General features: G+C 71.0%; 20 protein-coding genes and 1 pseudogene. 15 read left to right on the top strand and 6 right to left on the bottom strand.

The window, feature by feature from the left end:
* The first annotated feature begins 22 nt into the window (after window positions 1-22).
* Entirely contained in the window at window positions 23-397 is a 375-nt protein-coding gene (locus ACTMVF_RS35080; protein WP_441275093.1) for a MazG-like family protein, read from the top strand.
* Here ACTMVF_RS35080 and ACTMVF_RS35075 read toward each other — a convergent pair.
* From ACTMVF_RS35075 to ACTMVF_RS35065, 3 genes and pseudogenes are all read right to left on the bottom strand, one after another.
* The gene (locus ACTMVF_RS35075; RefSeq protein WP_441275213.1) at window positions 394-576 is read right to left on the bottom strand and encodes a hypothetical protein; all 183 of its coding nucleotides are present in this window, start codon (window positions 574-576) and stop codon (window positions 394-396) included. The two genes, ACTMVF_RS35080 and ACTMVF_RS35075, sit on opposite strands and share 4 nt — an antisense overlap.
* Before the next feature lie 77 nt (window positions 577-653).
* Window positions 654-872, bottom strand: a pseudogene (locus ACTMVF_RS35070) (response regulator); the annotation flags it as partial.
* Between the two features lie 58 nt (window positions 873-930).
* On the bottom strand, window positions 931-2,433 hold the full coding sequence (locus ACTMVF_RS35065) for an esterase/lipase family protein (RefSeq protein WP_441275092.1): 1,503 nt from the start codon (window positions 2,431-2,433) through the stop codon (window positions 931-933).
* Window positions 2,434-2,752: 319 nt separating this feature from the next.
* Between ACTMVF_RS35065 and ACTMVF_RS35060 the strand changes: the two genes are divergently transcribed.
* From ACTMVF_RS35060 to ACTMVF_RS34995, 14 genes are all read left to right on the top strand, one after another.
* Window positions 2,753-3,739: a hypothetical protein gene (locus tag ACTMVF_RS35060; protein WP_441275091.1), complete on the top strand. Its 987-nt coding sequence runs from the start codon at window positions 2,753-2,755 to the stop codon at window positions 3,737-3,739.
* A 315-nt stretch (window positions 3,740-4,054) separates the two neighbouring features.
* Window positions 4,055-5,083, top strand: coding sequence for a lytic transglycosylase domain-containing protein (locus tag ACTMVF_RS35055; protein WP_441275204.1), 1,029 nt, complete (start codon window positions 4,055-4,057; stop codon window positions 5,081-5,083).
* Between the two features lie 54 nt (window positions 5,084-5,137).
* Window positions 5,138-6,193 carry a sigma-70 family RNA polymerase sigma factor gene (locus ACTMVF_RS35050; protein WP_441275090.1) on the top strand — a complete coding sequence of 352 codons (1,056 nt, stop codon included), beginning with the start codon at window positions 5,138-5,140 and terminating at the stop codon, window positions 6,191-6,193.
* Between the two features lie 330 nt (window positions 6,194-6,523).
* Complete coding sequence (locus ACTMVF_RS35045) at window positions 6,524-7,474, top strand: ABC transporter ATP-binding protein (protein ID WP_441275089.1); 951 nt, start codon at window positions 6,524-6,526, stop codon at window positions 7,472-7,474.
* Window positions 7,471-8,241 (top strand): MlaE family ABC transporter permease, encoded by a 771-nt coding sequence (locus ACTMVF_RS35040; RefSeq protein WP_302001183.1) that lies wholly within the window; start codon window positions 7,471-7,473, stop codon window positions 8,239-8,241. Before ACTMVF_RS35045 ends, ACTMVF_RS35040 begins: the two co-directional genes overlap by 4 nt.
* 3 nt (window positions 8,242-8,244) lie before the next feature.
* On the top strand, window positions 8,245-9,069 hold the full coding sequence (locus tag ACTMVF_RS35035; protein ID WP_403327621.1) for an MlaE family ABC transporter permease: 825 nt from the start codon (window positions 8,245-8,247) through the stop codon (window positions 9,067-9,069).
* 8 nt (window positions 9,070-9,077) lie between these two features.
* Entirely contained in the window at window positions 9,078-10,325 is a 1,248-nt protein-coding gene (locus ACTMVF_RS35030) for an MCE family protein (RefSeq protein ID WP_441275088.1), read from the top strand.
* Window positions 10,322-11,383 carry an MCE family protein gene (locus tag ACTMVF_RS35025; RefSeq protein ID WP_441275087.1) on the top strand — a complete coding sequence of 354 codons (1,062 nt, stop codon included), beginning with the start codon at window positions 10,322-10,324 and terminating at the stop codon, window positions 11,381-11,383. Before ACTMVF_RS35030 ends, ACTMVF_RS35025 begins: the two co-directional genes overlap by 4 nt.
* Window positions 11,380-12,471: an MCE family protein gene (locus tag ACTMVF_RS35020; RefSeq protein ID WP_441275086.1), complete on the top strand. Its 1,092-nt coding sequence runs from the start codon at window positions 11,380-11,382 to the stop codon at window positions 12,469-12,471. Before ACTMVF_RS35025 ends, ACTMVF_RS35020 begins: the two co-directional genes overlap by 4 nt.
* Window positions 12,468-13,601, top strand: coding sequence for an MCE family protein (locus tag ACTMVF_RS35015; RefSeq protein WP_441275085.1), 1,134 nt, complete (start codon window positions 12,468-12,470; stop codon window positions 13,599-13,601). Before ACTMVF_RS35020 ends, ACTMVF_RS35015 begins: the two co-directional genes overlap by 4 nt.
* Window positions 13,598-14,887 carry an MCE family protein gene (locus ACTMVF_RS35010; protein ID WP_441275084.1) on the top strand — a complete coding sequence of 430 codons (1,290 nt, stop codon included), beginning with the start codon at window positions 13,598-13,600 and terminating at the stop codon, window positions 14,885-14,887. The genes ACTMVF_RS35015 and ACTMVF_RS35010 overlap by 4 nt, the downstream gene beginning before the upstream one ends.
* Window positions 14,884-16,167: an MCE family protein gene (locus ACTMVF_RS35005; RefSeq protein WP_441275083.1), complete on the top strand. Its 1,284-nt coding sequence runs from the start codon at window positions 14,884-14,886 to the stop codon at window positions 16,165-16,167. The genes ACTMVF_RS35010 and ACTMVF_RS35005 overlap by 4 nt, the downstream gene beginning before the upstream one ends.
* On the top strand, window positions 16,140-16,655 hold the full coding sequence (locus ACTMVF_RS35000; RefSeq protein WP_441275082.1) for a hypothetical protein: 516 nt from the start codon (window positions 16,140-16,142) through the stop codon (window positions 16,653-16,655). Before ACTMVF_RS35005 ends, ACTMVF_RS35000 begins: the two co-directional genes overlap by 28 nt.
* A gap of 24 nt (window positions 16,656-16,679) precedes the next feature.
* Entirely contained in the window at window positions 16,680-17,426 is a 747-nt protein-coding gene (locus ACTMVF_RS34995; RefSeq protein WP_441275081.1) for a hypothetical protein, read from the top strand.
* 57 nt (window positions 17,427-17,483) lie between these two features.
* On the opposite strand, the gene dpgC is transcribed toward ACTMVF_RS34995, so the two are convergent.
* From dpgC to dpgA, 3 genes are read right to left on the bottom strand one after another with little or no spacing between them, the layout of a single operon-like run.
* Window positions 17,484-18,806, bottom strand: a complete 1,323-nt coding sequence (gene dpgC / locus ACTMVF_RS34990; RefSeq protein ID WP_441275080.1) for a (3,5-dihydroxyphenyl)acetyl-CoA 1,2-dioxygenase DpgC — start codon at window positions 18,804-18,806, stop codon at window positions 17,484-17,486.
* Window positions 18,803-19,480, bottom strand: a complete 678-nt coding sequence (dpgB, locus tag ACTMVF_RS34985; RefSeq protein WP_441275079.1) for an enoyl-CoA-hydratase DpgB — start codon at window positions 19,478-19,480, stop codon at window positions 18,803-18,805. The genes dpgC and dpgB overlap by 4 nt, the downstream gene beginning before the upstream one ends.
* A gap of 5 nt (window positions 19,481-19,485) precedes the next feature.
* Window positions 19,486-20,568 (bottom strand): 3,5-dihydroxyphenylacetyl-CoA synthase DpgA, encoded by a 1,083-nt coding sequence (gene dpgA / locus ACTMVF_RS34980; protein ID WP_441275203.1) that lies wholly within the window; start codon window positions 20,566-20,568, stop codon window positions 19,486-19,488.
* Window positions 20,569-20,572 lie beyond the last annotated feature (4 nt).

Here is a 20,572-nt window from a genome sequence, read left to right as displayed (position 1 = left end):
GGCCCTGTGCCAAGCTGCCCGCATGACTGATCAGGCCGCCCGTTCCGACGCCTTCGCCGAAACCAACGCCGGCGCCACCGCCGACCTGTGGGCATCCGTCGACGACCTGTGGACCTGGCTCGACACCAACCGGTCCGTCGACGGCAAGGAGGGCATGCTGCTGCGGATGCTGAAGCTGTCGGAGGAGGTCGGTGAGGTCGCCGAGGCGGTGATCGGGGCGACGGGACAAAACCCGCGCAAGGGCGTCACGCACAGCTGGGAGGACGTGCAGGGCGAGTTGTGCGACGTGGTGATCACCGCACTCGTAGCCCTGCGCACGTTGACCCCCGACACCCGTGAGGTCTTCACCCGGCACCTGGCCCGGGTGAAGGAGCGCTCGCTGGGCTCCGAGTCCTAACGAGGCGCAAGCCTCAGCACCGTCCCCTCCCCGCTGGCCGACAGCAACAGCGAACCGTCCGGCCCGGCCGACAGCCCCGCGAACCGGCGGGCCATGCACCGGTAGCGCAGTGCGCCGCCCCATCCGGCGGGCTCCGCACTCCGTACCAACTGCCGTGCGCGGGCGAGGACTTCGGCCACTCTGTCCGACGCTCCCGGTGACCAGCAGGACGGCCGGGCGGTCGGGCGGTCGGGCGGTCGGGGGCGAGGAGACGGCGACTGTGCCTGAGCGCGTCGGTGTCCGGCAGGGTGACATCGAGGATGACCAGATCGAACCGGCGCTCGGTGAGCCGGACGGTGGCCTCGGTGGCGCGGTCCACCGCGACGGTCCGGTAGCCGGCGAGCTCCAGCATCGCCGAGAGCGGCTCGGAGGTACGGGGATCACCGGCGACGAGCAGGACATCCGGTACCGCGTCGGTCGACGGCGGCTTCGGCATACGGTCACTTCAGCTGCGGATTGCCTGAGGCAAGGAAGCGCGGTGGCCCCTCACCGCGTCACGTCCAGGGCGTGGCGACGAGCCGGATCCGCGCGTCGCGGCCGACGAGCGATGCGGCGGTGGTGGGCAGTTCCATGTGCGCGACCCAGCGGCCGGGGGTGGGGTCCTCGTCGATCCGGGGCTCTCCGGCGACGCGGTGGTCGCGGATGGCGCCTTCGATGTCCGAGTTCCAGGCGGCCCAGATGCCGGGGCCGGCCTCCGGCGTGCCCACGTCGATGACGAGGGTGTCGGCGAAGTCGGCGGTCTGCTCCAAGTGGTCGCCGAGACGGAGGATGCCGTGCCGCTCACGCAGGGAGATCAGCCGCAGTTGGAGGATGAACCGCATCGGCTCGTCCGTCGACAGCCGCAGCCCGCTGTTGAGGAAGGTCGTCGCCAGCGACACCGACGCCTCCTGCCCGTCCGGGGCCGCGTCGAGCTGGATCGGGCACCAGTGGGCGGCGAGCCGCTCGTGCATCACCACGGGCAGCCCGCGCACCGACAGCCGGGCCTCGGCCTGCCATACGACGTCCTCGTCGTCGGACAGCCGGTAGTCGACCAGCGACGCCTCGATCCGGGTGTCGCCGAACAGGAACCGCCGCAGGTTCTGGTAGCCCTCCTCGGAGTTGACCATGCCGTAGCGTCCGCTGTGGCTGCGGTGCACGAAGGCCCGATGCGCGCCGGGCACATACGCCCGCTCGATCTGCACGAGCCCGTCGCTGTGCGGCCCGACGGCGGCGGAGGACAGCCCGAGGGCGACGTCGTAGTCCGCCGGGTTGGTCCCCACCAGACAGAAGACCCGCTCGACGGGGAGCGCCCCCGGCCCCGTGGGCATCACACGGGCGTCCCAGTCGGCGGGCGGGCCGTCGGGGTCCAGGTCGGCCTGTGGGGTGAGGTACTCGTACATCCGCCGGGGGCCGAAGATGTCGGCGCCCTGGACGCCGAGTGTGTCCCGGATCCGCTCCACCCATCCGCCGCCGACGTCGAAGCCGATGCCACCGTGCGGGGTGCCGTAGGTGAAGAACTTCGCGACACAGTCGGCGGCGGCGCGGCCCCGGTCCGGCAGGACCTTCTGCAGCAGGCACCGGCAGATCAGTCCGCCCATGGAGTGAGCCACGAGGATCACGGCGGGGGCCCCGCTCTTCTCCCGCAGCCGGTCGATCAGGTCGAGCAGGTCGGCGGCGGCGTGCTCCAGCTGGTACTCCTGGGGGCTGCCGCCCCACGTCGTCGCCGAGCGGTCGTAGAAGCGGTGGATCCAGATGGTGTTGGCGGGAATCTCCGCGTGGCCCACGAGGTAGGCCTCCTGGCTCCCCTTGACGAGCAGTTCGTAGCCCTCCTCCCGCAGCAGGCGCAGCAGCGGGCTCTCGAACTGGTGAAAGAGCGGCTGGTTGTGCGCGCCGACGCGGACGTGGGTGGAGCCCTCGTTGAAGCCGTAGAAAGGGTCGTCCACGGCCTTGTCGATCCCTCGGGTCCCGCCGGCGAAGCCCCGGACGTAGACGAGGGGCAGTCTGCGGTTGTCGTCCACGCGTTGCCTCCAGAGCACCGGGTACCGGGGGCCACTCCCCCTGAGGAACCCACTCCTCCTGAGTAGAGGAAGCCCGGGAGTCCGGCCTCCGGTGATAGGCCGAACGGTGAGGGACGGCGCTGTCACCCGTGGGGAGCAAGTCGCCTGGTCGGCGGGGAGCGGTCGTGTCGTACTGGAGGTTGACGAGGGAGGGCAGGAGGACGGGATGTGGGACACGGGGAAGGCCCGGCGGTTCTCCGTGGTGCGCCCGCCTCATCACTCCGGCGGCCGAGGCAATCTCGGAGCCTGGCGCGAGCTTCCGCTGACGGTGATCGCACGGATGAGAACTCAGCTCGCGAAAGAGGAACGCCGTGCCGTGGACGACACCGACGGCCGACGGCAGGCCGTGCTCGACGGAGTGAAAGGGCATCTCCAGCAAGCCGAGGAAGCGTGCCTGAACGCCTCACGGTTCCGGCCCAGATCCGGCACCCTCGAACGCGCCTGGTCGAACATCCGCGCCGCCGAGGCCGATCTGCTCTCCCTGGCTTCGGACGACGAGGTTCGGGCGCGTACTCCCGAAGTCCTGGGCATCGTGCGCCGGCACCTGCCGGAGGACAGTCCCCAGCGGCAGGCGGTCGAGGAGATCGCCGAGAAGGCCGAAGCCGGCGACGAGCCGCTCACCGACCAGGAGCGCAGCGCCCTGGTCCGGGCTCTCGTCTTCGCCCACGCGGCCCTGGGCGGCAAGTACCGGCGGGTGCGCGTGCTGGCCGACCTGCTGTGGATCGTCACGGGGGCGGCGACGCTGGGCCTGGTCGCGCTGGCGTTGTGGGGCTACTGGGACGAGGAGTCCCTGGATCTGTGCTTTCGCCCCCAGCCGCCCGGCAACCGGGTCGTCTGCCCCACCGGCGAGAAGGAGGTCCCTCCCGAGGGCCTGCCTCCGGCGGCCGAGGCCCCCGCCCCCACGGATGTCGTCACCGGCAGATTCTCCAACAGCCTGGACGTCCTGACCGTGGAGTTCGCGGGGCTCATCGGAGCGGCCCTGACGGTGGTCGCGGCGGTGCACCACCTCCATGTGAACCAGGCCACGCAGTACAAGTTCCGCCTGCCGCTCGCCACGGCTGTGCTGAAGTTCCCCGTGGGCGCGCTCTCCGCCGTGGCCGGAATCATGCTCATCAAGGGGGCTTTCGTACCCGGCCTGAGCGACCTCGACAGCTCCGCGCAGATCCTCGGCTGGTCGGTCGTCTTCGGAGCGGCCCAGCACCTGGTCACTCACATCGTCGACCAGCGGGCGGAGGAGGCGCTGAGCGGCGTACGGAAACCGCCCTAGGGCCTGTCGTCAAATTCCCGTCGTCGCCCGAAGGGCGGCCCCGCGGCGTCTGGTGCGTGCTCTCGGCGTGCCGGGCGGAAGTCCTCGTACTGGGCGTACGTGGGCTTTCGCCCGGTGCGGCGAGAGTGCGTGCCAGGCGTCGCGGGGCAGGCGGGAATTTGACGACAGGCCCTAGCGGCACGCCCGGAAATCCCCCGCGACGGACGCCCCTCCCTGGTGCGTAGAGCAGACGACAGTCGTCTGCAGGGAGGGGAACGGAACGTGGCAGGGAACGGAGGCAGAGCCGCCAGAGGTACGGCGGCGGCGGTGGCGGCGATGGTGGCGCTGACCGCGTCACAGGCACCGGGGGCGGTCCCGGCGCGGGCGTCGGCGCCGGCACCGGCGCAGGCGCCCAGGGAGCAGGGCCCGAGCGTCTCCGGCGACACCCCGTACCGCACGGAGCTGCCGCCGCTGCGGACCGGAAAGCGCGACGGCGACAAGGCACAGGCTTCGGGGCAGACGGGCGCCGCGCTGCCCGCGAGCGTGTTCGCCGCCTACCGACGGGCCGAGGAACGGCTCGCGCGCGAGGCGCCCGGCTGCCGGCTGCGGTGGCAGTTGCTGGCGGCGATCGGGCAGGTGGAGTCCGGGCAGGCGCGGGGCGGCCGGGTGACGTCGGACGGTACGACCGTGGCGCCGATCCTCGGCCCGCGGCTGGACGGCGTGGCCTTCGCGCTGATCCGGGACACCGACGGCGGGGCCCACGACGGGGACGCGGCGTACGACCGGGCGGTCGGGCCGATGCAGTTCATCCCGTCGACGTGGGCCCGGTGGGGCGCGGACGGCAACGGCGACGGGCGCAGCGACCCGAACAACGTCTTCGACGCGGCGCTCGCCGCCGGCCGCTATCTGTGCGCGGGCGGACGCGACCTGTCCGTCCCCGCCGAGCTGGACCGGGCGATCCTCGGCTACAACCACTCGACGGCGTATCTGCGCACGGTCAGGGCCTGGTACGCGTACTTCCTGGAAGGTCACCAGGTGGTGCCGGACAGCTCCACCGGCGCCCCGGCCCGCCCCGAGCCGTCACGGTCCCCCGGGAAGCCGGACGACGGCTCCTCGCCGGCACCCACCGCCCGGCGCCCGACCGCCACCCCGTCCCCCACGCCGCCGGCCCCCTCCTCGCCGGCTCCCGCCCCGTCCCGTCCGGCCACCGACCCCGAGGAGACGGACACACCGCAACTCCCCCTCCCGGCCTCGGACATCGACCTCCCCGGCGACGACCTGCCGCTCGGCGACGGCCCGCTGACCAGTAACAGCGCGGACTCGATGACCGCCACCCCCTCCACAACCGGGGATACTCGGCGGTAATGTCGCGCCCCGCCGGACGGTACGAGTCCGGTGAGTGAGCGCGAAGGGGCCCTCATGGCGACGGACATGCCTGCGGAGATGGACGCGGCCGACGAGCGTTGGCAGCGCATGTGGGGCCACCGCGAGCAGTTGCTCAAGGTGGCCCGGCGCAGGTCGATGAGTGCGGAGGACGCCGAGGACGCGGTGCACGAGGCGATGCTGCGCGCCGCCGAACGCCCCGACCTGGACGACGAGCGGCTCGCCGCATGGCTGACGACGGTGACGATGCGGCTGTGCGTGGACCGCTACCGGCAGGTCAACCGTGAGGCCGTGGTGCACACCAGCCCGACGCTCATCGCCCCCGGCCCCGTGCCCGTCGAGGAGGCGGTGTGCGACCGGGCCGAGGCGAAGTGGCTGGCCGTGCGCAGTGGTGAGCTGCCCGCACGGCAGGCCGAAGCGCTGCGGCTGAAGTCGGAGGACCTCGACGTCGGGCAGGTCGCCGTAAAGATGGGGCTCAGCTACCGGACCGTCGAGTCGCTGCTGGCCCGGGCGCGGCGGACGCTGCGGCAGTCGCTGGCGGCCACGCTCGGGTTCGCGCTGTTCCTGATCGGGTGGGGGCGGCCGAGGCCGGCCGGCAAGACCCCGGCCATGGCGGTGGCCTCGACGGCGGCGACCTTGGCGATGGCCGGGCTCGTGCTGCCGTACGCCCTCGACGGGAGCGACCGTGGAGGCGGTACGGCCCCTCGGCCCGCCGTCGCCTCGCCCGACGGGGAGGCGCTGCGGCCGGGCAGCGGCGATGGCGGCCGTACGCCTGAGGGGAACCGTCCCACGGCCGCGGGGGCCGAGCGGAAGGCGACCGGGTCGCCGTCGCGGGAATCGTTCCTGCCGCTGTCCGTGCCGTCAGTGCCGCAGGTCCCGGAGGTGTCGGTGTCCCCGCTGCCGGTGCTCTCCGCCCCGGAGGTCCCCCAGGTCCCCGAGGTGCCGGACGTTCCGGAGCTGCCCGCCGTCCCCGACCTGCCGGGCACCCCCTCCGCCGTCCCGACGGACACGGCCCTCCCGACGCTCCCCGACGCCTCCGCCGCCGTACCGTCCGACTCGCTCCCCGTGCCGACGGCTGACGCACTGCCATAGCCCCGGCCAGGCCGCTGCCGATGCTCTCCGCGCCGCAGGGCCCCGCAGGCCCCTCCGTCGATCCGACGGACACGACGGACATGACGGACACGACGGACACGACGGACGCGACGGCGATTCCGGGCATCTCCGCCCCCGCACCGGCGCCCTCCTCGCTCCCCGCGCCGACAGCGAGCTGACTGCCGTAGCCGCGGACACACGACCGTAAGCCGCCCCAAATCCCCCACCCCGAAACCCGCCCGAAAAAAATCCGCCACGGAAACGACGGACGCCCGCCCTCTCCCCGTAGAGCAGATGTCAGAGCTGCTCCACGGCTGAAGGGTGAACCGGATGGGTGTCGAGATCTGTGTGGAAGGGCTGACCAAGTCCTTCGGTCACCAGGTCATCTGGCAGGACGTCTCACTGACGCTGCCCGCCGGGGAGGTCTCGGTCATGCTCGGCCCGTCGGGCACGGGCAAGTCGGTGTTCCTCAAGACGCTCGTCGGACTGCTGAAGCCGGAGCGCGGGTCGATCACGATCCAGGGCCGGGACATCACCAAGCTCCGCGAGCACGACCTGTACGAGGTGCGCAAGCTCTTCGGGGTGCTGTTCCAGGACGGCGCGCTGTTCGGCTCGATGAACCTGTACGACAACATCGCCTTCCCGCTGCGCGAGCACACACGTAAGTCCGAGAGCGAGATCCGGCGCATCGTGCTGGAGAAGATGGACATGGTCGGGCTGATCGGCGCCGAGGAGAAGCTGCCCGGCGAGATCTCCGGCGGGATGCGCAAGCGGGCCGGGCTGGCCCGGGCCCTCGTCCTCGACCCGGAGATCATCCTCTTCGACGAGCCGGACTCGGGCCTCGACCCGGTCCGCGTCGCCTACCTCAACCAGCTGATCGTCGACCTCAACGCCCAGATCGACGCGACCTTCCTCATCGTCACGCACGACATCGCCTCGGCCCGCCAGGTGCCGGACAACATCGGGCTGCTGTTCCGCCGCGAGCTGGTGATGTTCGGGCCCCGCGAGGAGCTGCTGACCAGCGACGAGCCCGTCGTACGGCAGTTCCTGAACGGCCGGATGCAGGGCCCGATCGGGATGGCGGAGGAGAAGGACGCCGCCCAGGTCGAGCAGGAGCTCGCCGCCCTCGGCGACGACGGCAAGGGCCCACAGTCTCCCGGCAGCCAGGCTCTGACTCCCCGCCTGCTGCCGGGGCCGGGCATCACCCGCCCGCCCCGCTGGGAGGCGATCGCCCGGCGGGAGGCGGAGCTCAGGCACCGGAAGGTGGTGGCGGACGTATGAGACTGTCGCCCACCGGAGCCCTGCGGCAGTCGGGGAACCTGTTCGCGATGGCGCTGGACGTCGTCCGGACGATTCCCCGACGGCCGTTCCAGGCAAGGGAGTTCATCCAGCAGGCGTGGTTCGTCGCGAGCGTCACCATCCTGCCGACGGCGCTCGTCTCCATCCCCTTCGGCGCGGTCATCGCTCTCCAGATCGGCAGCCTGACCCGGCAGCTGGGCGCCCAGTCCTTCTCGGGCGCCGCCTCCGTACTCGCCGTACTGCGCGAGGCCTCGCCCATCGTCACCGCGCTGCTCATCGCGGGCGCCGGCGGCACGGCGATCTGCGCCGACCTCGGGGCGCGGAAGATCCGGGACGAGATCGACGCGATGCAGGTACTCGGCATCGATCCGATCCACCGCCTGGTCGTGCCGCGCGTGCTGGCGTCGATGGTGGTGGCCGTGCTGCTGAACGGCCTGGTGTCGGTGGTCGGCGTGGCGGGCGGCTACTTCTTCAACGTCGTCCTGCAGAACGGCACTCCGGGCGCCTACCTCGCCTCCTTCACCACGCTCGCCCAGCTGTCCGACCTGTGGGCGGCCGAGGTCAAGGCACTCGTCTTCGGCGCGATCTCCGGGATCGTCGCCTCGTACAAGGGGCTCACCGCGAAGGGCGGTCCGAAGGGTGTGGGCGACGCGGTGAACCAGTCGGTGGTGATCACCTTCATGTTGCTGTTCGTGACCAACTTCGTGATGACCGCGGTGTACTTCCAGGTCGTCCCCCAGAGGGGTTAGCCGATGAGACCTCAACGACTCATTGACCGCCCGCTGAAGTCCCTGGAGGCACTGGGCACCCAACTCTCCTTCTACGGCCGCTCGTTGGCCTGGACCGGCCGCACCCTGCGCCGCTACAAGAAGGAGATCCTGCGGCTGCTCGCCGAGGTGAGCTTCGGCCGCGGCGCGCTCGCTGTCGTGGGCGGCACGGTCGGCGTGATCGCCTTCCTGTCCTTCTTCACCGGCACCGAGGTCGGCCTCCAGGGCTACGCGGCCCTCAACCAGCTCGGCACCTCCAACTTCGTGGCGTTCCTCTCGGCGTACTTCAACACCCGCGAGATCGCCCCGCTGGTGGCGGGACTCGCGCTCTCCGCGACCGTCGGCGCCGGGTTCACGGCCCAGCTCGGCGCGATGCGGATCAGCGAGGAGACCGACGCCCTCGAAGTCATGGGCGTGCCCTCGCTGCCGTTCCTGGTGACGACGAGGATGATCGCCGGGTTCGTGGCGGTCATTCCGCTGTACGTGATCGGCCTGCTGTCCTCGTACCTGGCCGCCCGCACCATCACCACCGGCTACTACGGCCAGTCCGCCGGCACCTACGACCACTACTTCCAGCAGTACCTGCCACCGGTCGACGTGCTCTGGTCCTTCGGCAAGGTGCTCGTCTTCGCCGTCCTGATCATCCTCGTGCACTGCTTCTACGGCTACTACGCGAGCGGCGGCCCGGCGGGCGTCGGCGTGGCGGTGGGCCGTGCGGTGCGGACCTCGATCGTGGCGATCAACGTCCTCGACTTCTTCCTGTCGCTCGCGATCTGGGGCGCCAGCACGACCGTAAGGATCGCGGGGTGAGCCGCCGTATGAGAGTGCTGAGACTGCGGTTGTACGGGGTCGTTTTCCTGGCCGTACTCGCGCTGCTGCTGTCGTTGTCCGTGGCCGTCTACCGGCAGGTGTTCACGCCGGTCGTGCGGATCACCCTGGAGGCCGACAGCCTCGGCAACCAGCTCGATCCGCGGGCCGACGTCAAGCTGCGCGGGCTGCTGGTCGGCGAGGTGCGCGAGGTGCACGCCGACGGGACGAAGGCGACGCTGGACATCGCGCTGAAGCCGGAGCACGTCGCCCACATCCCGTCCGACGTGCACGCGCGCCTGCTGCCCAAGACGCTGTTCGGCGAGAAGTACGTCGACCTGGTGCCGCCCGCCGGCGCCGGGTCCTCCTCCGCCCGCCCGATCCGCGCCGGTGACGTCATCACCCAGGACCGCACCCGCGTCGGCATCGAGGTGCAGCAGCTGCTGAACGACCTGATGCCCCTGCTGCGGACGGTCCAGCCCGGCAAGCTCAACGCCACCCTCTCCGCCTTCGCCACCGCCCTGGAGGGCCGCGGCGACCGGATCGGCGACAACCTCACACGCCTGGAGGACTACCTGCGCCGCCTCAACCCCCATCTGCCCACCCTCACCGAGAACATCGCGCGCTTCGCCGAGGTCGCCGAGATCTACGGCGACGCGGCACCCGACCTGATGGAGATCCTGCGCAACACCGTCACCACCAGCCGCACGATCGTCGAGCAGAAGGACCGGCTGGCGGCGGCCCTGAAGACCACGGCGACCGTCGCGGGGACGGCCGAGGACTTCCTCGACAAGAACGGCGACCGGCTCATCACCCTCGGCCAGGTCTCCCGTCCGACCCTGGAGCTATTCGCCCGCTACTCCCCCGAGTACCCGTGCCTGCTGGCCGGTCTGGTCCGGCAGGAGAAGGCCTCGGAGGAGGCGTTCCGGGGCGGCAAGATGCACATCACGCTGGAGGTCGTACGGCCGCAGGGGGCGTACGAGCCGGGTGAGGAGCCGCGTTACGGCGAGCGGTCGGGGCCCGACTGCCACGGCCTGCCCCATCCTCAGGTCCCGTCACCGGGCGCCCACCTCGACGACGGTTCGAAGAAGGTGAGCTCGTCCTCGGGTCCGCTCGGTGTCTCCGCCACCCGGTCCGAGCAGCGGGCGGTCGGCTCGCTCGTGGCTCCGGCCCTGGGTGTGCCCGCCGACGAGGTGCCGCCGGTCGCGACGCTGCTGTTCGGGCCGCTGGCGCGTGGGACGGCGGTGAGTGTGGCATGAGTCGTACGAAAGCCAAGGGCGCACGGCAGACCGCCGCCCCGCTGATCAAGTTCAGCCTCTTCGCGCTGGTGACGATCCTGGCTACGGCCCTGCTCGCGGCCACGATCGTGAACATCTCCTTCAGCCCGAAGGACACCTACCGCGCGGTCTTCAGCGACGTCACGGGCCTGGAGGAGGGCGACGACATCCGGGTGGCCGGGGTGCGGGTCGGCGAGGTCGAGGGCATCCGGATCAAGGACCGGACGCTGGCCGAGGTCACCTTCACGGTCAGCCAGGACCGGCCGCTGCTCACCAGCACGGGCGCGGTCATCCGGTACCGCAACCTGGTCGGCCAGCGGTATGTCGCGCTGACCGAGGGCACGGGCGACGGCACCCGGCTGCTGCGGCCCGGCGCGACGATCCCGCTGTCCCGCACCCAGCCCGCTCTTGACCTCAACGCGCTGCTGAACGGCTTCAAGCCGCTGTTCGCCGCGCTCAGCCCGAAGGACGTCAACCAGCTCGCCACGGAGATCATCAAGACGCTCCAGGGCGAGGGCGGCACCGTCAACAGCCTGCTCGTGCACACGGCGTCGCTCACCTCGACGCTGGCCGGCCGCGACCAGCTGATCGGCTCGGTGATCGACAACCTCAACACCGTGCTGGGGACGCTGGACAAGCGCGGCGCCCGGTTCTCCGGTCTGCTCAAGCAGCTGCGCCGGGTCATCTCGGGGCTGTCCGCCGACCGCAAGCCCATCGGGCAGTCGCTGGTGAGCATCGGCGACCTGACGGAGGCCACCTCGGGTCTGCTGAAGGACGCGCGGCCACCGCTGAAGGACGACATCGCCGAGCTGACCGAGCTCACCGGAACGCTGAACGACAACGAGAAGACGGTGGAGGGCGTGCTGAAGCGGCTGCCGAACAAGCTGGGCGAGCTGACGGGGACGGCGTCCTACGGCTCGTGGTTCAACTTCTACCTCTGCGACTTCGACGGCCGGATCGTGCTGCCGAAGACGAAGACAGGGTCCCAGCAGGTGCTCACGCCCGATCTGCATGTGGCGAGGGCGAGGTGCGGGGCATGAGCCGTAGGACACGCCCGGCGCCGCTGTTCAAGGTGCGGGTCGAGCCGCCGAGGATCCTGCGGCTGCCACGGCTCCCCCGTATCCGGTTCCGCCGCCCGCACCTCTCCCCCTTCCGTGAGCGCAACCCCGTCGTCATCGGCGCCGTCGGCCTCACCGTCCTCGCCCTGCTGACGGTGGCCGCGTTCAACGCCGACCGCCTGCCGGTGATCGGCGACGGCGAGACGTACAGCGCGGCGTTCGCGGAGGCGGGCGGTCTCAAGCCCGGTGACGAGGTGCGGATCGCCGGAGTCAAGGTCGGCAAGGTGGAGGAGGTCGACCTGGACGGCGACCACGTCAAGGTCACCTTCAAGATCAAGGGCGAGCCGGGCTTCGGCACCGGGACCGGCGCGTCGATCCGGGTCAAGACGGTCCTCGGCGCGAAGTACCTGGCGCTGCACCCCAAGGGCGGCGGCCAGTTGGCGCCCGGCAGCGAGATCCCGCTCCGGCGCACTGTCCCGGCGTACGACGTCGTCCAGGCCTTCAGCGACCTCACCACCACGACGGAGGAGGTCGACACCGACCGCGTGGCGAAGGCCCTGGACACGATCTCCACCACCTTCGAGGACTCGCCCGAAGAGGTACGGGCGTCCATCAAGGGCCTGTCGCAGATCTCCCGGACGGTTGCCTCCCGCGACAAGGCGCTGCGCGAGCTGCTCGACCACGCCAACGGCGTCACGGGCGTACTGGCCGACCGATCGTCGGACTTCACCACCCTGGTCAAGGACGGCGACAAGCTGTTCCGGGAGATCAGCAAGCGACGCGAGGCGATCCACAAGCTGCTGAAGAGCTCCGCCGCCCTCGGCATCCAGCTCTCCGGCCTCGTCCAGGACAACGACAAGGAGATCGGGCCCGCGCTCACGGGCCTGAACCGCGTGGTGACGATGCTCGAACGGAACCAATCCAGCCTGGACCGGAGCATCAAGCTCCTCGCCCCTTATACGCGGCTCTTCACCAACACCCTCGGCAACGGCCGCTGGTTCGACTCCTACGTCCAGAACCTGGTCGCGGCTCCGGTCGTGCCGCGGACGCGGACGGGAGGTGCCCGGTGAGCGGCCGTTGGAGGAAGCGCCTGGCCCTGTTGACGGTACTGACCGTCGTCGCCGCGCTCGCCTGCGTACTGTGGCCCCGCCCCGAGCCGGTCCGCGTCACGGCGTACTTCCCGCGCACGGTCGGTATCTACCCGGGCTCGGACGTGCGCGTGCTGGGCGTCCGGATCGGCGAGGTCAAGGAGATCACGCCGGAGGGCGGCCGGGTGCGGGTGGATCTGGAGTACGAGGCCGGCCGCAAGATCCCGGCGGACGCACAGGCCGCCATCATCAACTCCTCGGTGGTCAGCGACCGTTACGTACAGCTGCTGCCGGTGTACCGGGGCAGCGGACCGGTGCTGCGGACCGGGGACGAGATTCCCGAGTCGCGTACGGCCGTACCCGTCGAACTCGACCGCGTCTTCGACAGCCTGCACACCACGGCCGAGGCGCTCGGCCCTGACGGCGCCAACAAGGACGGCTCCCTGTCGCGGCTGCTCGGAGTGAGCGCGGACAACCTGGACGGCCAGGGCAAGAACCTCAACCGGACGGTCGAGGACCTCGCGGCAGCGGTCACCACCCTGTCCGACGGCCGCACGGACCTGTTCGGCACGATCCGCAACCTCCAGGTCTTCACGGCGGCGCTGGCGGCCGACGACAAGAGCGTGCGGTCGTTCAACAGCAGCCTCGCGAAGGTGGCCGAGCAACTGGCGGGCGAGCGCAAGGACTTGGCGGCGGCGCTGAAGAACCTCGGGACGGCGCTGGGCGATGTGTCGGCCTTCGTGAAGAAGAACAAGAAGTCGCTGACCTCGAACGTGGAGGGTCTCAGCAAGGTGACCAAGGTGCTCGTCACCCAACGGGCCGCGCTGGAAGAGCTGTTGGAGGTGGCTCCGACCGGCATGTCGAACCTGAACAACGCCTACAACCCGTCGGCCGGCACCCTCGACACCCGCAACAACGCCGACCAGGCGCAGGATCCGGCGTCGCTGCTGTGCTCGATGCTGCGGACGACCGGGGACGAGGGCGGCGACAACCCCGACTGCGGGGAGCTGAGGGAGCTGTTCGACTCTCTGCCGGAGCTGCCGCAGGGCGGCCCGGCGGTCACGGGCACGGTCGATCGCACGCTCGGCGGAATTCTGGGGGCGAGCGCATGAGCATGCTGCGCAAGGGCGGGGTGACGGCGTGGGCGGCCGCCTGCTCGCTGCTGCTGACCGGCTGCGAGTTCAACGGCTGGTACGACGTCCAGCTGCCCGGCGGCGCTGCCTCGGACGGCAACGCGTACCACGTCACCGTCGAGTTCCGTGACGTACTGGACCTGGTGCCGCAGTCTGCGGTGAAGGTCAACAACGTGACGGTGGGCGCGGTCGAGAAGGTGGAGCTGGACGGCTGGCACGCGCGCGTGCACCTGCGGGTCGCCGACTCGGTGAAGCTGCCGGCGAACGCGATCGCCGAGCTGCGGCAGACGAGCATGCTCGGCGAGAAGTACGTGGCGCTGTCGAAGCCGGCAGGCACGGCGCCGGTGGGCCGACTCGGCGAAGGCGACGTCATCCCGCTGTCCCGCAGCGGCCGCAACCCGGAGATCGAGGAGGTGCTGTCGGCGCTGTCCGCCCTGCTCAACGGCGGCGGTGTGGCCCAGCTCAAGACGATCACCGTGGAGCTGAACAAGGCGCTGGAGGGACGGGAGAACCGGGTCAAGTCGCTGCTGAAGGAGCTGGACACGTTCCTGGGCGGCCTGGACGAACAGAAGCAGGACATCGTCCGGGCACTGAAAGCCGTGGACCGACTCGCAAAGCGCCTCGGCAAGGAGAAGGAGACCATCGCCGACGCGGTGGAGGAGATGCCACCGGCGCTCAAGGTCCTGGCCGACCAGCGGCGCGACCTGACGAGGATGCTCACGGCCCTGTCGAAACTGGGCCAGACCGGCACCAAGGTGATCAACGCCTCGCACGACGACACGGTCGCCAACCTCAAGCAGCTCCGCCCGATCCTGCAGCAGCTCAACAAGGCGGGTGACGACCTGCCCAACTCCCTTGAGCTGCTGACGACCTACCCCTTCCCGCGCAACGCGGTGGACGCCATCAAGGGCGACTACGTCAACCTCCACATCACCGCGGACCTCGACCTGGCCGGGATCTACGGCAACTTGACGGACGAGCCGGGCGACGGCCGCGGCGGCGACGGGGAGACCCAGGGACCCGGGCTTCCCGAGACCCCCGACCTGCCGGACGTACCGGACCTCCCGGAGCTGCCGGGCGTGCCCACGCCCACGGCGCTGCCGAGCGGTCCGAGCGTGCCGTCGTCCCCCTCGGCCCCGTCCGGGGGCGGCGGTGACCTGCTGTGCCCGCCGGTGTGCACGGCCGCCTATGCGGCCGGGGGCGACTGGCCCGAGGGGATCAACCTCGAACTCGCCGAGCTGATGCTGAAGGGGGTCCAGCCGTGATCACCCGTACGGTCAAGGTCCAACTGCTGGCCTTCGCCACCATCACCGCCGTAGGCGTGTCGTACGTAGGCGCCGAGTACACCGGCCTCGTCGACGCCGTCCTGGACCGCGGCTACACCGTGCGCGCCGACTTCACCGACTCCGGGGGTGTCTTCCCCGGCGCCGAGGTGACGTATCGCGGGGTGCCGGTGGGCAAGGTGGGCGCGCTGCACCTGACGGGCTCCGGGTCCGGCGGCGTGTCGGTCACCCTGGACATCAAGGACGGGACGCCGCGCATCCCGGCGGACACCCTTGCCGTGGTCGCGAACCGCTCGGCGGTGGGCGAGCAGTACGTCGACCTGCAACCCCGCACGTCCAACGGCCCGTACCTGCTCGACGGCAGCAGCATCCCGCGCCGCAACACCCGTGTACCGCTGCCGACGACGGAACTGGTCCTCAGCCTGGACCGGCTGGTGAACTCGGTCGGCAAGGAGGATCTGCGGGTCACCGTGGACGAGTTGGGCGAGGCGTTCGCCGGCACCGGCCCGAACCTGAGCCGCCTGGTGGACTCGGGCAACAGCCTGATCGAGTCGGCATCGGACGCCCTGCCCGAGACCATCGCCCTGATCGAAGACTCGAAGAAGGTCCTGAAGACACAGGCGGACCAGGGGTCGTCCATCAAGTCCTTCGCCCACGACCTGGCAGCGCTGACCGCCCAGTTGAAGGCGAGCGACGGTGACCTGCGCAAGCTGATCGGCAACGCGAGGCCGGCGGCGCAGGAGGTGAACTCGCTGCTGAAGTCGGTCGACCCGGAGCTGTCGGTGCTGCTGGCCAACCTGATCAGCGGCGGCCAGGTGACGCTGGCGAGACTGCCCGGCGTGGAACAGGCCCTGGTCACCTTCCCGGTCATGGTGGCCGGCAGCTACACGGTGATCCCGGGTGACGGCACCACCCACTTCGGCCTGGTCGTGAACGCCGACGACCCGCCGGCCTGCACCCAGGGCTACGGCACGGCGCGCCGCGACCCCGCCGACACGAGCACACGCGAGGCGAACACGAACGCCCGCTGCACGCTCCCGCGGGGCAGCCAGTCATCGGTGCGGGGCGCCCAGAACGCCCCCGGCGCGTCGGCCTCCGGCGGCGCCGCGAACCAGGCGGCATACGTCGCCCCGTACGACCCGGAGACCGGCACCACCACCGGCCCGGACGGAAGGAACGTCGAGATCGGCTCGACGGGCGGCCAGCGGGCCGTGTTCGGAAAGGAGTCGTGGCAATGGCTGCTCGTTGGCCCGATGGCATGAGGAGCGTGATGGGCTCCAGGGCGCTGGCGGTGGGACTGGTCGTGGCGACGGTCCTCACCACAGCACTGACGATCTGGCTGACCTTGGGCTTGTTCGAACAACGCGAGGCGGACCAGCGCCGCCAGGACATCCTGTCCGCGGCCCGCCAGTCGGCGCTGAACTTCACTTCGCTCGACTACCGGCACTACGACCGCGACAGCGCGAACGTCCTGGCAGGCGCGACCGGCGACTTCAAGAAGCAGTTCGCGGCGCAGACGGAGCAGCTGACGCGGCTGGTGGCGGAGAACAAGTCCGTCTCCGAGGGCCAGGTCCTGGAGGCCGGGATCGTCCGGTCCGACGAGAACTCGGCCCGTGTCCTGGTGGTGGCCGACAGCAAGGTGACGAACACGGCGGCCCCCCAGGGCGAGGCACGCACCTACCGGCTCCAGCTGGACCTGGTGCAGAGGGACGGCCGCTGGCTGACGTCCGACGTCGAGTTCGTCGGCTGACCGGCACGAGTGAGGAGTACGACCATGACGAAGACGACGACGGGCCGCGCCCCCGTTTCCCCCACCCGGCGCAGCATGACCGCGGCAGCCCGCGCGGCGGCCAAGCGGGCGGAGCGCGGCCACCGGGAGCCGGCCCCGGAGACCACCGTCGCCGGACGCACGGTACTCATTGAGGCCCCGAAGGACGGCTGGGACGACCCGCCCGAGCCGTCGCCGGAGTCGTTCGAGGAGGACGCCGCCGAGCAGCCGGAGGAGGAGGGCCGGCCCCGTAGGCGCCGACTGCTCACCGTGGTGCTCGGCGTTCTCTTCGTGGCCGGGCTGATCGCGGCCGCCGTACTGGGCCGGCAGTACGGGGACGGACGGCAGGCGGAGAGCGCCCGAGCCGAGGCGGTCGCGGCCGCTCGGAAGGCGGCGCCGGTCGTCCTGTCGTACGACTACCGCCACCTGGACAAGGACTTCGCGAAGGCCCGCGCCCATCTGACCGGCGATTTCCGCGACGAGTACGGCAAGACCACCAAGACGGTGGTCGGCCCGACGGCCGAGAAGTACCGGGGCGTGGTGAAGGCAACGGTCGCCGCCCCCGCGGCCGGCGGCCCGGCGGCGGCCTCCGTCGTCTCGGCCTCTGCGGACAAGGTCGTGGTACTGCTCTTCGTCAATCAGGTCACCGAGAGCACGCAGGTGTCGGGGCCCCGGTTGGATCTGAACCGGGTGCGGATGACGATGACGCGCACGGCGGACGGGTGGAAGGTGAGCGCGGTCGACGCTCTCTGACGTGGACCGGGCACTGGACAGGGATGGGGCACTGGACAGGGATGGGGGGCGACGGCATCAGGACGTCCCGCTGAACTTCGTCGTCTTCTCCAGGACGTCCGGCGCGTACAGGCGCAGGCCCTGGTGGAGCGCGAACTCCGCCAGGTAGGCGCGCAGTACGGACGGCGGCTCCTCGGCGAGGCCCAGCATCCGCCGGTTCGCGACCACCGCGGGGGCCGCCAGCTCTTCGACGGCGGCCGCGACCGCCGTGTCGAGGGCGGCGGGGTCGGCGGCGTCGACGATGGTGTCGCAGATCAGCCGGGCCTCCGGCTCGGTGGCGTGGATGCGCCGCCCGGAGAGGATGACCTGGCGCGCCAGGCGGCTGCCCGCGATGCGTGGCAGGCGCAGGTTGGCCACGCCCGGGATGATGCCTTCCTGTGCGGCGGGCAGGCTGAAGTAGGCGTCGGACGCGGCGATCACCCGGTCGAAGGCGAAGAGGAGCTGCATGCCGCCGCCGATGGCGAAGCTGTCGACGGCGGCGATCCACGGTTTCTGCACGGTCGGCGTGGACCAGGGGGCGTTCCGGCTCGTCACCGGGTTGCCGCTCGCGTCGGCCGGGAGCAGGCCGCGCTGCAGCTTGCTGAGGTAGCCCAGCTCGCGCCGCAGCAGGAAGTCCGTGTACGAGATCCGGCCCGCGTCGAGGTGGCGGAGGTTGATGCCGGCGCTGAAGACGCGGCGGCCCCGGTAGCGCGGATGCGTCATCTCTCCGCCGCGCAGCACCCCGACCTTGACGCGGTCGTCGAGGAGCGCCAGGTCGACACCGACGTCCATGGCGGCGATCAGGTCGTTGTCCTCGGCGTTGAGGGCGTCCGGATTGGTGACCGTCAGGTGGGCCGCGTCGCCGACGCGCTCGACGTGCAGCCGGCCGAGATCGACGCTGCCGCGCTCGGTGAACTCCGGCAGCAGTGCCAGGGCGCGGTCCGTGGGCCGCAGCAGCGACTCCATCAGGTGGAGGCCGGCCCGTTCGTGCCGCAGTACGCCGGAGAAGAAGACGGCCTGGTCGATCTCCCGCCCTTCCTTCTCGGCCTGCGCGAGCCCGGCCTCGGCCGCCATCTGCTCGCGGGTGGGCACCAGGCCGTCGAGCGACTCGGCCGCTGCGTCGAGGAGTTCGTCCAGCCAGAGGTAGCGGGTGCGGTTCCCCGTCAGTGCGTCGTACACGGCCTGCCCGTGCTCGGCCAGGAACGCGGTGCGCCCGCGCCGGGCGTCGTCCGTCGCGGCGTCCAGGCGTGCCCCCTGCTCGGGGGTGCGATCGGCCTTGCGCGGTGTGCGGGCCAGGACTTCCTCGGCGTGCACGGCCAGGGCGCGGGGGCCCTGCCAGGCCGCGGTCAGGGCGGCGGTCATCGCTCGTCTCCCGTCCCCGGGGCCGCGGCGCGCAACGCCCGGTCGCATGCGGCGAGATGGGTGCCGAGGGCGTCCTCGAAGGAGGTGCCGGAGGCGTCGAGGATCAGACCGCGCAGCAGCCGGGCCTCGGCGCCGGAAGGGCTGCCCGCCAGGGCCTTGGCCACGCGGTCGTCGAGCGCGTCGGTGATCTCGTCGACGACGCCGAGGTCGAGCGCCTGGTAGGACTCCAGCACTCCGGTGCCCGACATGCACAGGGTGAGTCTGCGGGCGCGGGAGACGCCGATGCGATGGGTGAGCCGGTGGACGGCCATGCCGGGCCAGAAGCCGCCGGCCGCGGTGGGCAGGGCGATCCGCAGGTCGGGCGCGGCGATCCGGATGTCCGCGGCCATGAGCAGGTCGAACGCGGGCCCGCCGCACGCGCCGGAGGCGGTCACGAGGGTGACGGCGTCCAGGCGTTCCCACTGCCGCAGGGCCCGCTCCCACTTGTTCACCGTGTGGACGTCGACGGAGCCCGGCCAGTCCGTGTGGCCGGGGCCGAGTTCGATCACCGCCGCCCCGGCCCGCTCGTCCTCGGCCCGCTCACGGAACGCGGTGATCGTCCTGGTGAGTCGCGCCATGCCCTGTGTGGCGTCGAGCCGTATGCGCAGCGTCGTCATCTGTCTGTTCACATCCATCCGTGTCACCACCGCACCAGCGCGGTTTCGATGGTCGAGCCGGGCCCCATGCTCATCAGGACGCCGAGGTCGCCGGGGCGCACCACGCCCTCGTCAAGGAGCCGCCGATAGGAGAAGAGAAAGGAACCGCTGGAGAGATTTCCGTGGTCGCGCAGCACGCTCACGGTGTGCCGCAGATCGTGTCGCGTCAGGCCGAGGTTCACCATGACGGAGTCGATGACCTTCTTTCCGCCGGAGTGCACGACCCAGTGCGCGATGTCGGTGCGCCGCACTCCGGTGCCGGCGAGCAGTGCGTCGACGGCCTGTTCGGCGTGGGCTCCGACGACGTAGGGGACATCGCGGTCGAGGAAGAAACTGAACTTCCCCTGGTCTTCGTCCCAGTCGTAGCGCATCGCCTCCAGCGCCTCGGTGATGAGCAGTCCGGCGAACTTCAGGATCTGCGCACCGCCGCCGGTTTCGCCGGACGGGTGGCCGCCGTCGTCGTCGGCGCGTACCGCCAGGGCGGCCGCGCCGTCGCCGAAGAGGCTGTTGACCACGGCGCTGCGCATCGTGTCGTCGAAGACGTACGCGGCCGAGCACGCCTCGACGCAGAGCATGATGGCGAGTTGCCCGGGGTGGGTCGCGGCCCAGCCGGCCACGGCGGTCAGGGCGTTGAGCCCGGCGTTGCAGCCCATGCCGACGATGTCGGCGCGCGCGCAGGTCCTCGGCAGCCCCGTCTCGCGAACGATCCGCGCGGAGAATCCCGGGGTGAGGAAGCCCGTGCTGGTCACGCACATCAGATAGCCGACGTCGTCGACGGACGCGCCGAGCTTCTTCAGGCAGTCCTGCAGGGCCGCCGAGCCCATGGCGATGCCGGATTCCCGGTGTTTGGCGAGGAGTTCGCCCTGGCTTTCCGGGCGTGGTCTGCCGGTGTCCGGGTCGATCGGCGGCAGGGTCAGGTGCCGCCGGTCTATCGCGCTGTTGGTGAAAAGCGACCGGATCCGGGGGTCCGAGATGCCGTAGAGGTCGAGTATCTCGGACTGGGAGTAGGACAGGGGTGGTGTGGCGGTGGCCAGGTCGAGTATGCGGGGCCGTGTTCCGGCCAGCAGTCCT

The organism is Streptomyces sp. SD31, from assembly GCF_052068475.1.
In the GTDB taxonomy this organism is placed as follows: domain Bacteria; phylum Actinomycetota; class Actinomycetes; order Streptomycetales; family Streptomycetaceae; genus Streptomyces.
Note: the sequence above shows the minus strand (reverse complement) of the source record. Positions and strands in the feature narration are given on the sequence as shown.

What these genes read in the sequence shown, in the direction of transcription:
- ACTMVF_RS35000 (WP_441275082.1), top strand. Translation starts at nt 16,140, where the DNA reads ATGGCTGCTCGTTGGCCCGATGGCATGAGGAGCGTGATGGGCTCCAGG.
- ACTMVF_RS35060 (WP_441275091.1), top strand. Translation starts at nt 2,753, where the DNA reads ATGAGAACTCAGCTCGCGAAAGAGGAACGCCGTGCCGTGGACGACACC.
- dpgB (WP_441275079.1), bottom strand. Translation starts at nt 19,480, where the DNA reads ATGGATGTGAACAGACAGATGACGACGCTGCGCATACGGCTCGACGCC.
- ACTMVF_RS35010 (WP_441275084.1), top strand. Translation starts at nt 13,598, where the DNA reads ATGAGCATGCTGCGCAAGGGCGGGGTGACGGCGTGGGCGGCCGCCTGC.
- ACTMVF_RS35035 (WP_403327621.1), top strand. Translation starts at nt 8,245, where the DNA reads ATGAGACCTCAACGACTCATTGACCGCCCGCTGAAGTCCCTGGAGGCA.
- ACTMVF_RS35025 (WP_441275087.1), top strand. Translation starts at nt 10,322, where the DNA reads ATGAGTCGTACGAAAGCCAAGGGCGCACGGCAGACCGCCGCCCCGCTG.
- ACTMVF_RS35055 (WP_441275204.1), top strand. Translation starts at nt 4,055, where the DNA reads ATGGTGGCGCTGACCGCGTCACAGGCACCGGGGGCGGTCCCGGCGCGG.
- ACTMVF_RS35040 (WP_302001183.1), top strand. Translation starts at nt 7,471, where the DNA reads ATGAGACTGTCGCCCACCGGAGCCCTGCGGCAGTCGGGGAACCTGTTC.
- dpgC (WP_441275080.1), bottom strand. Translation starts at nt 18,806, where the DNA reads ATGACCGCCGCCCTGACCGCGGCCTGGCAGGGCCCCCGCGCCCTGGCC.
- ACTMVF_RS35080 (WP_441275093.1), top strand. Translation starts at nt 23, where the DNA reads ATGACTGATCAGGCCGCCCGTTCCGACGCCTTCGCCGAAACCAACGCC.
- ACTMVF_RS34995 (WP_441275081.1), top strand. Translation starts at nt 16,680, where the DNA reads ATGACGAAGACGACGACGGGCCGCGCCCCCGTTTCCCCCACCCGGCGC.
- ACTMVF_RS35050 (WP_441275090.1), top strand. Translation starts at nt 5,138, where the DNA reads ATGGCGACGGACATGCCTGCGGAGATGGACGCGGCCGACGAGCGTTGG.
- ACTMVF_RS35045 (WP_441275089.1), top strand. Translation starts at nt 6,524, where the DNA reads ATGGGTGTCGAGATCTGTGTGGAAGGGCTGACCAAGTCCTTCGGTCAC.
- ACTMVF_RS35020 (WP_441275086.1), top strand. Translation starts at nt 11,380, where the DNA reads ATGAGCCGTAGGACACGCCCGGCGCCGCTGTTCAAGGTGCGGGTCGAG.
- ACTMVF_RS35030 (WP_441275088.1), top strand. Translation starts at nt 9,078, where the DNA reads ATGAGAGTGCTGAGACTGCGGTTGTACGGGGTCGTTTTCCTGGCCGTA.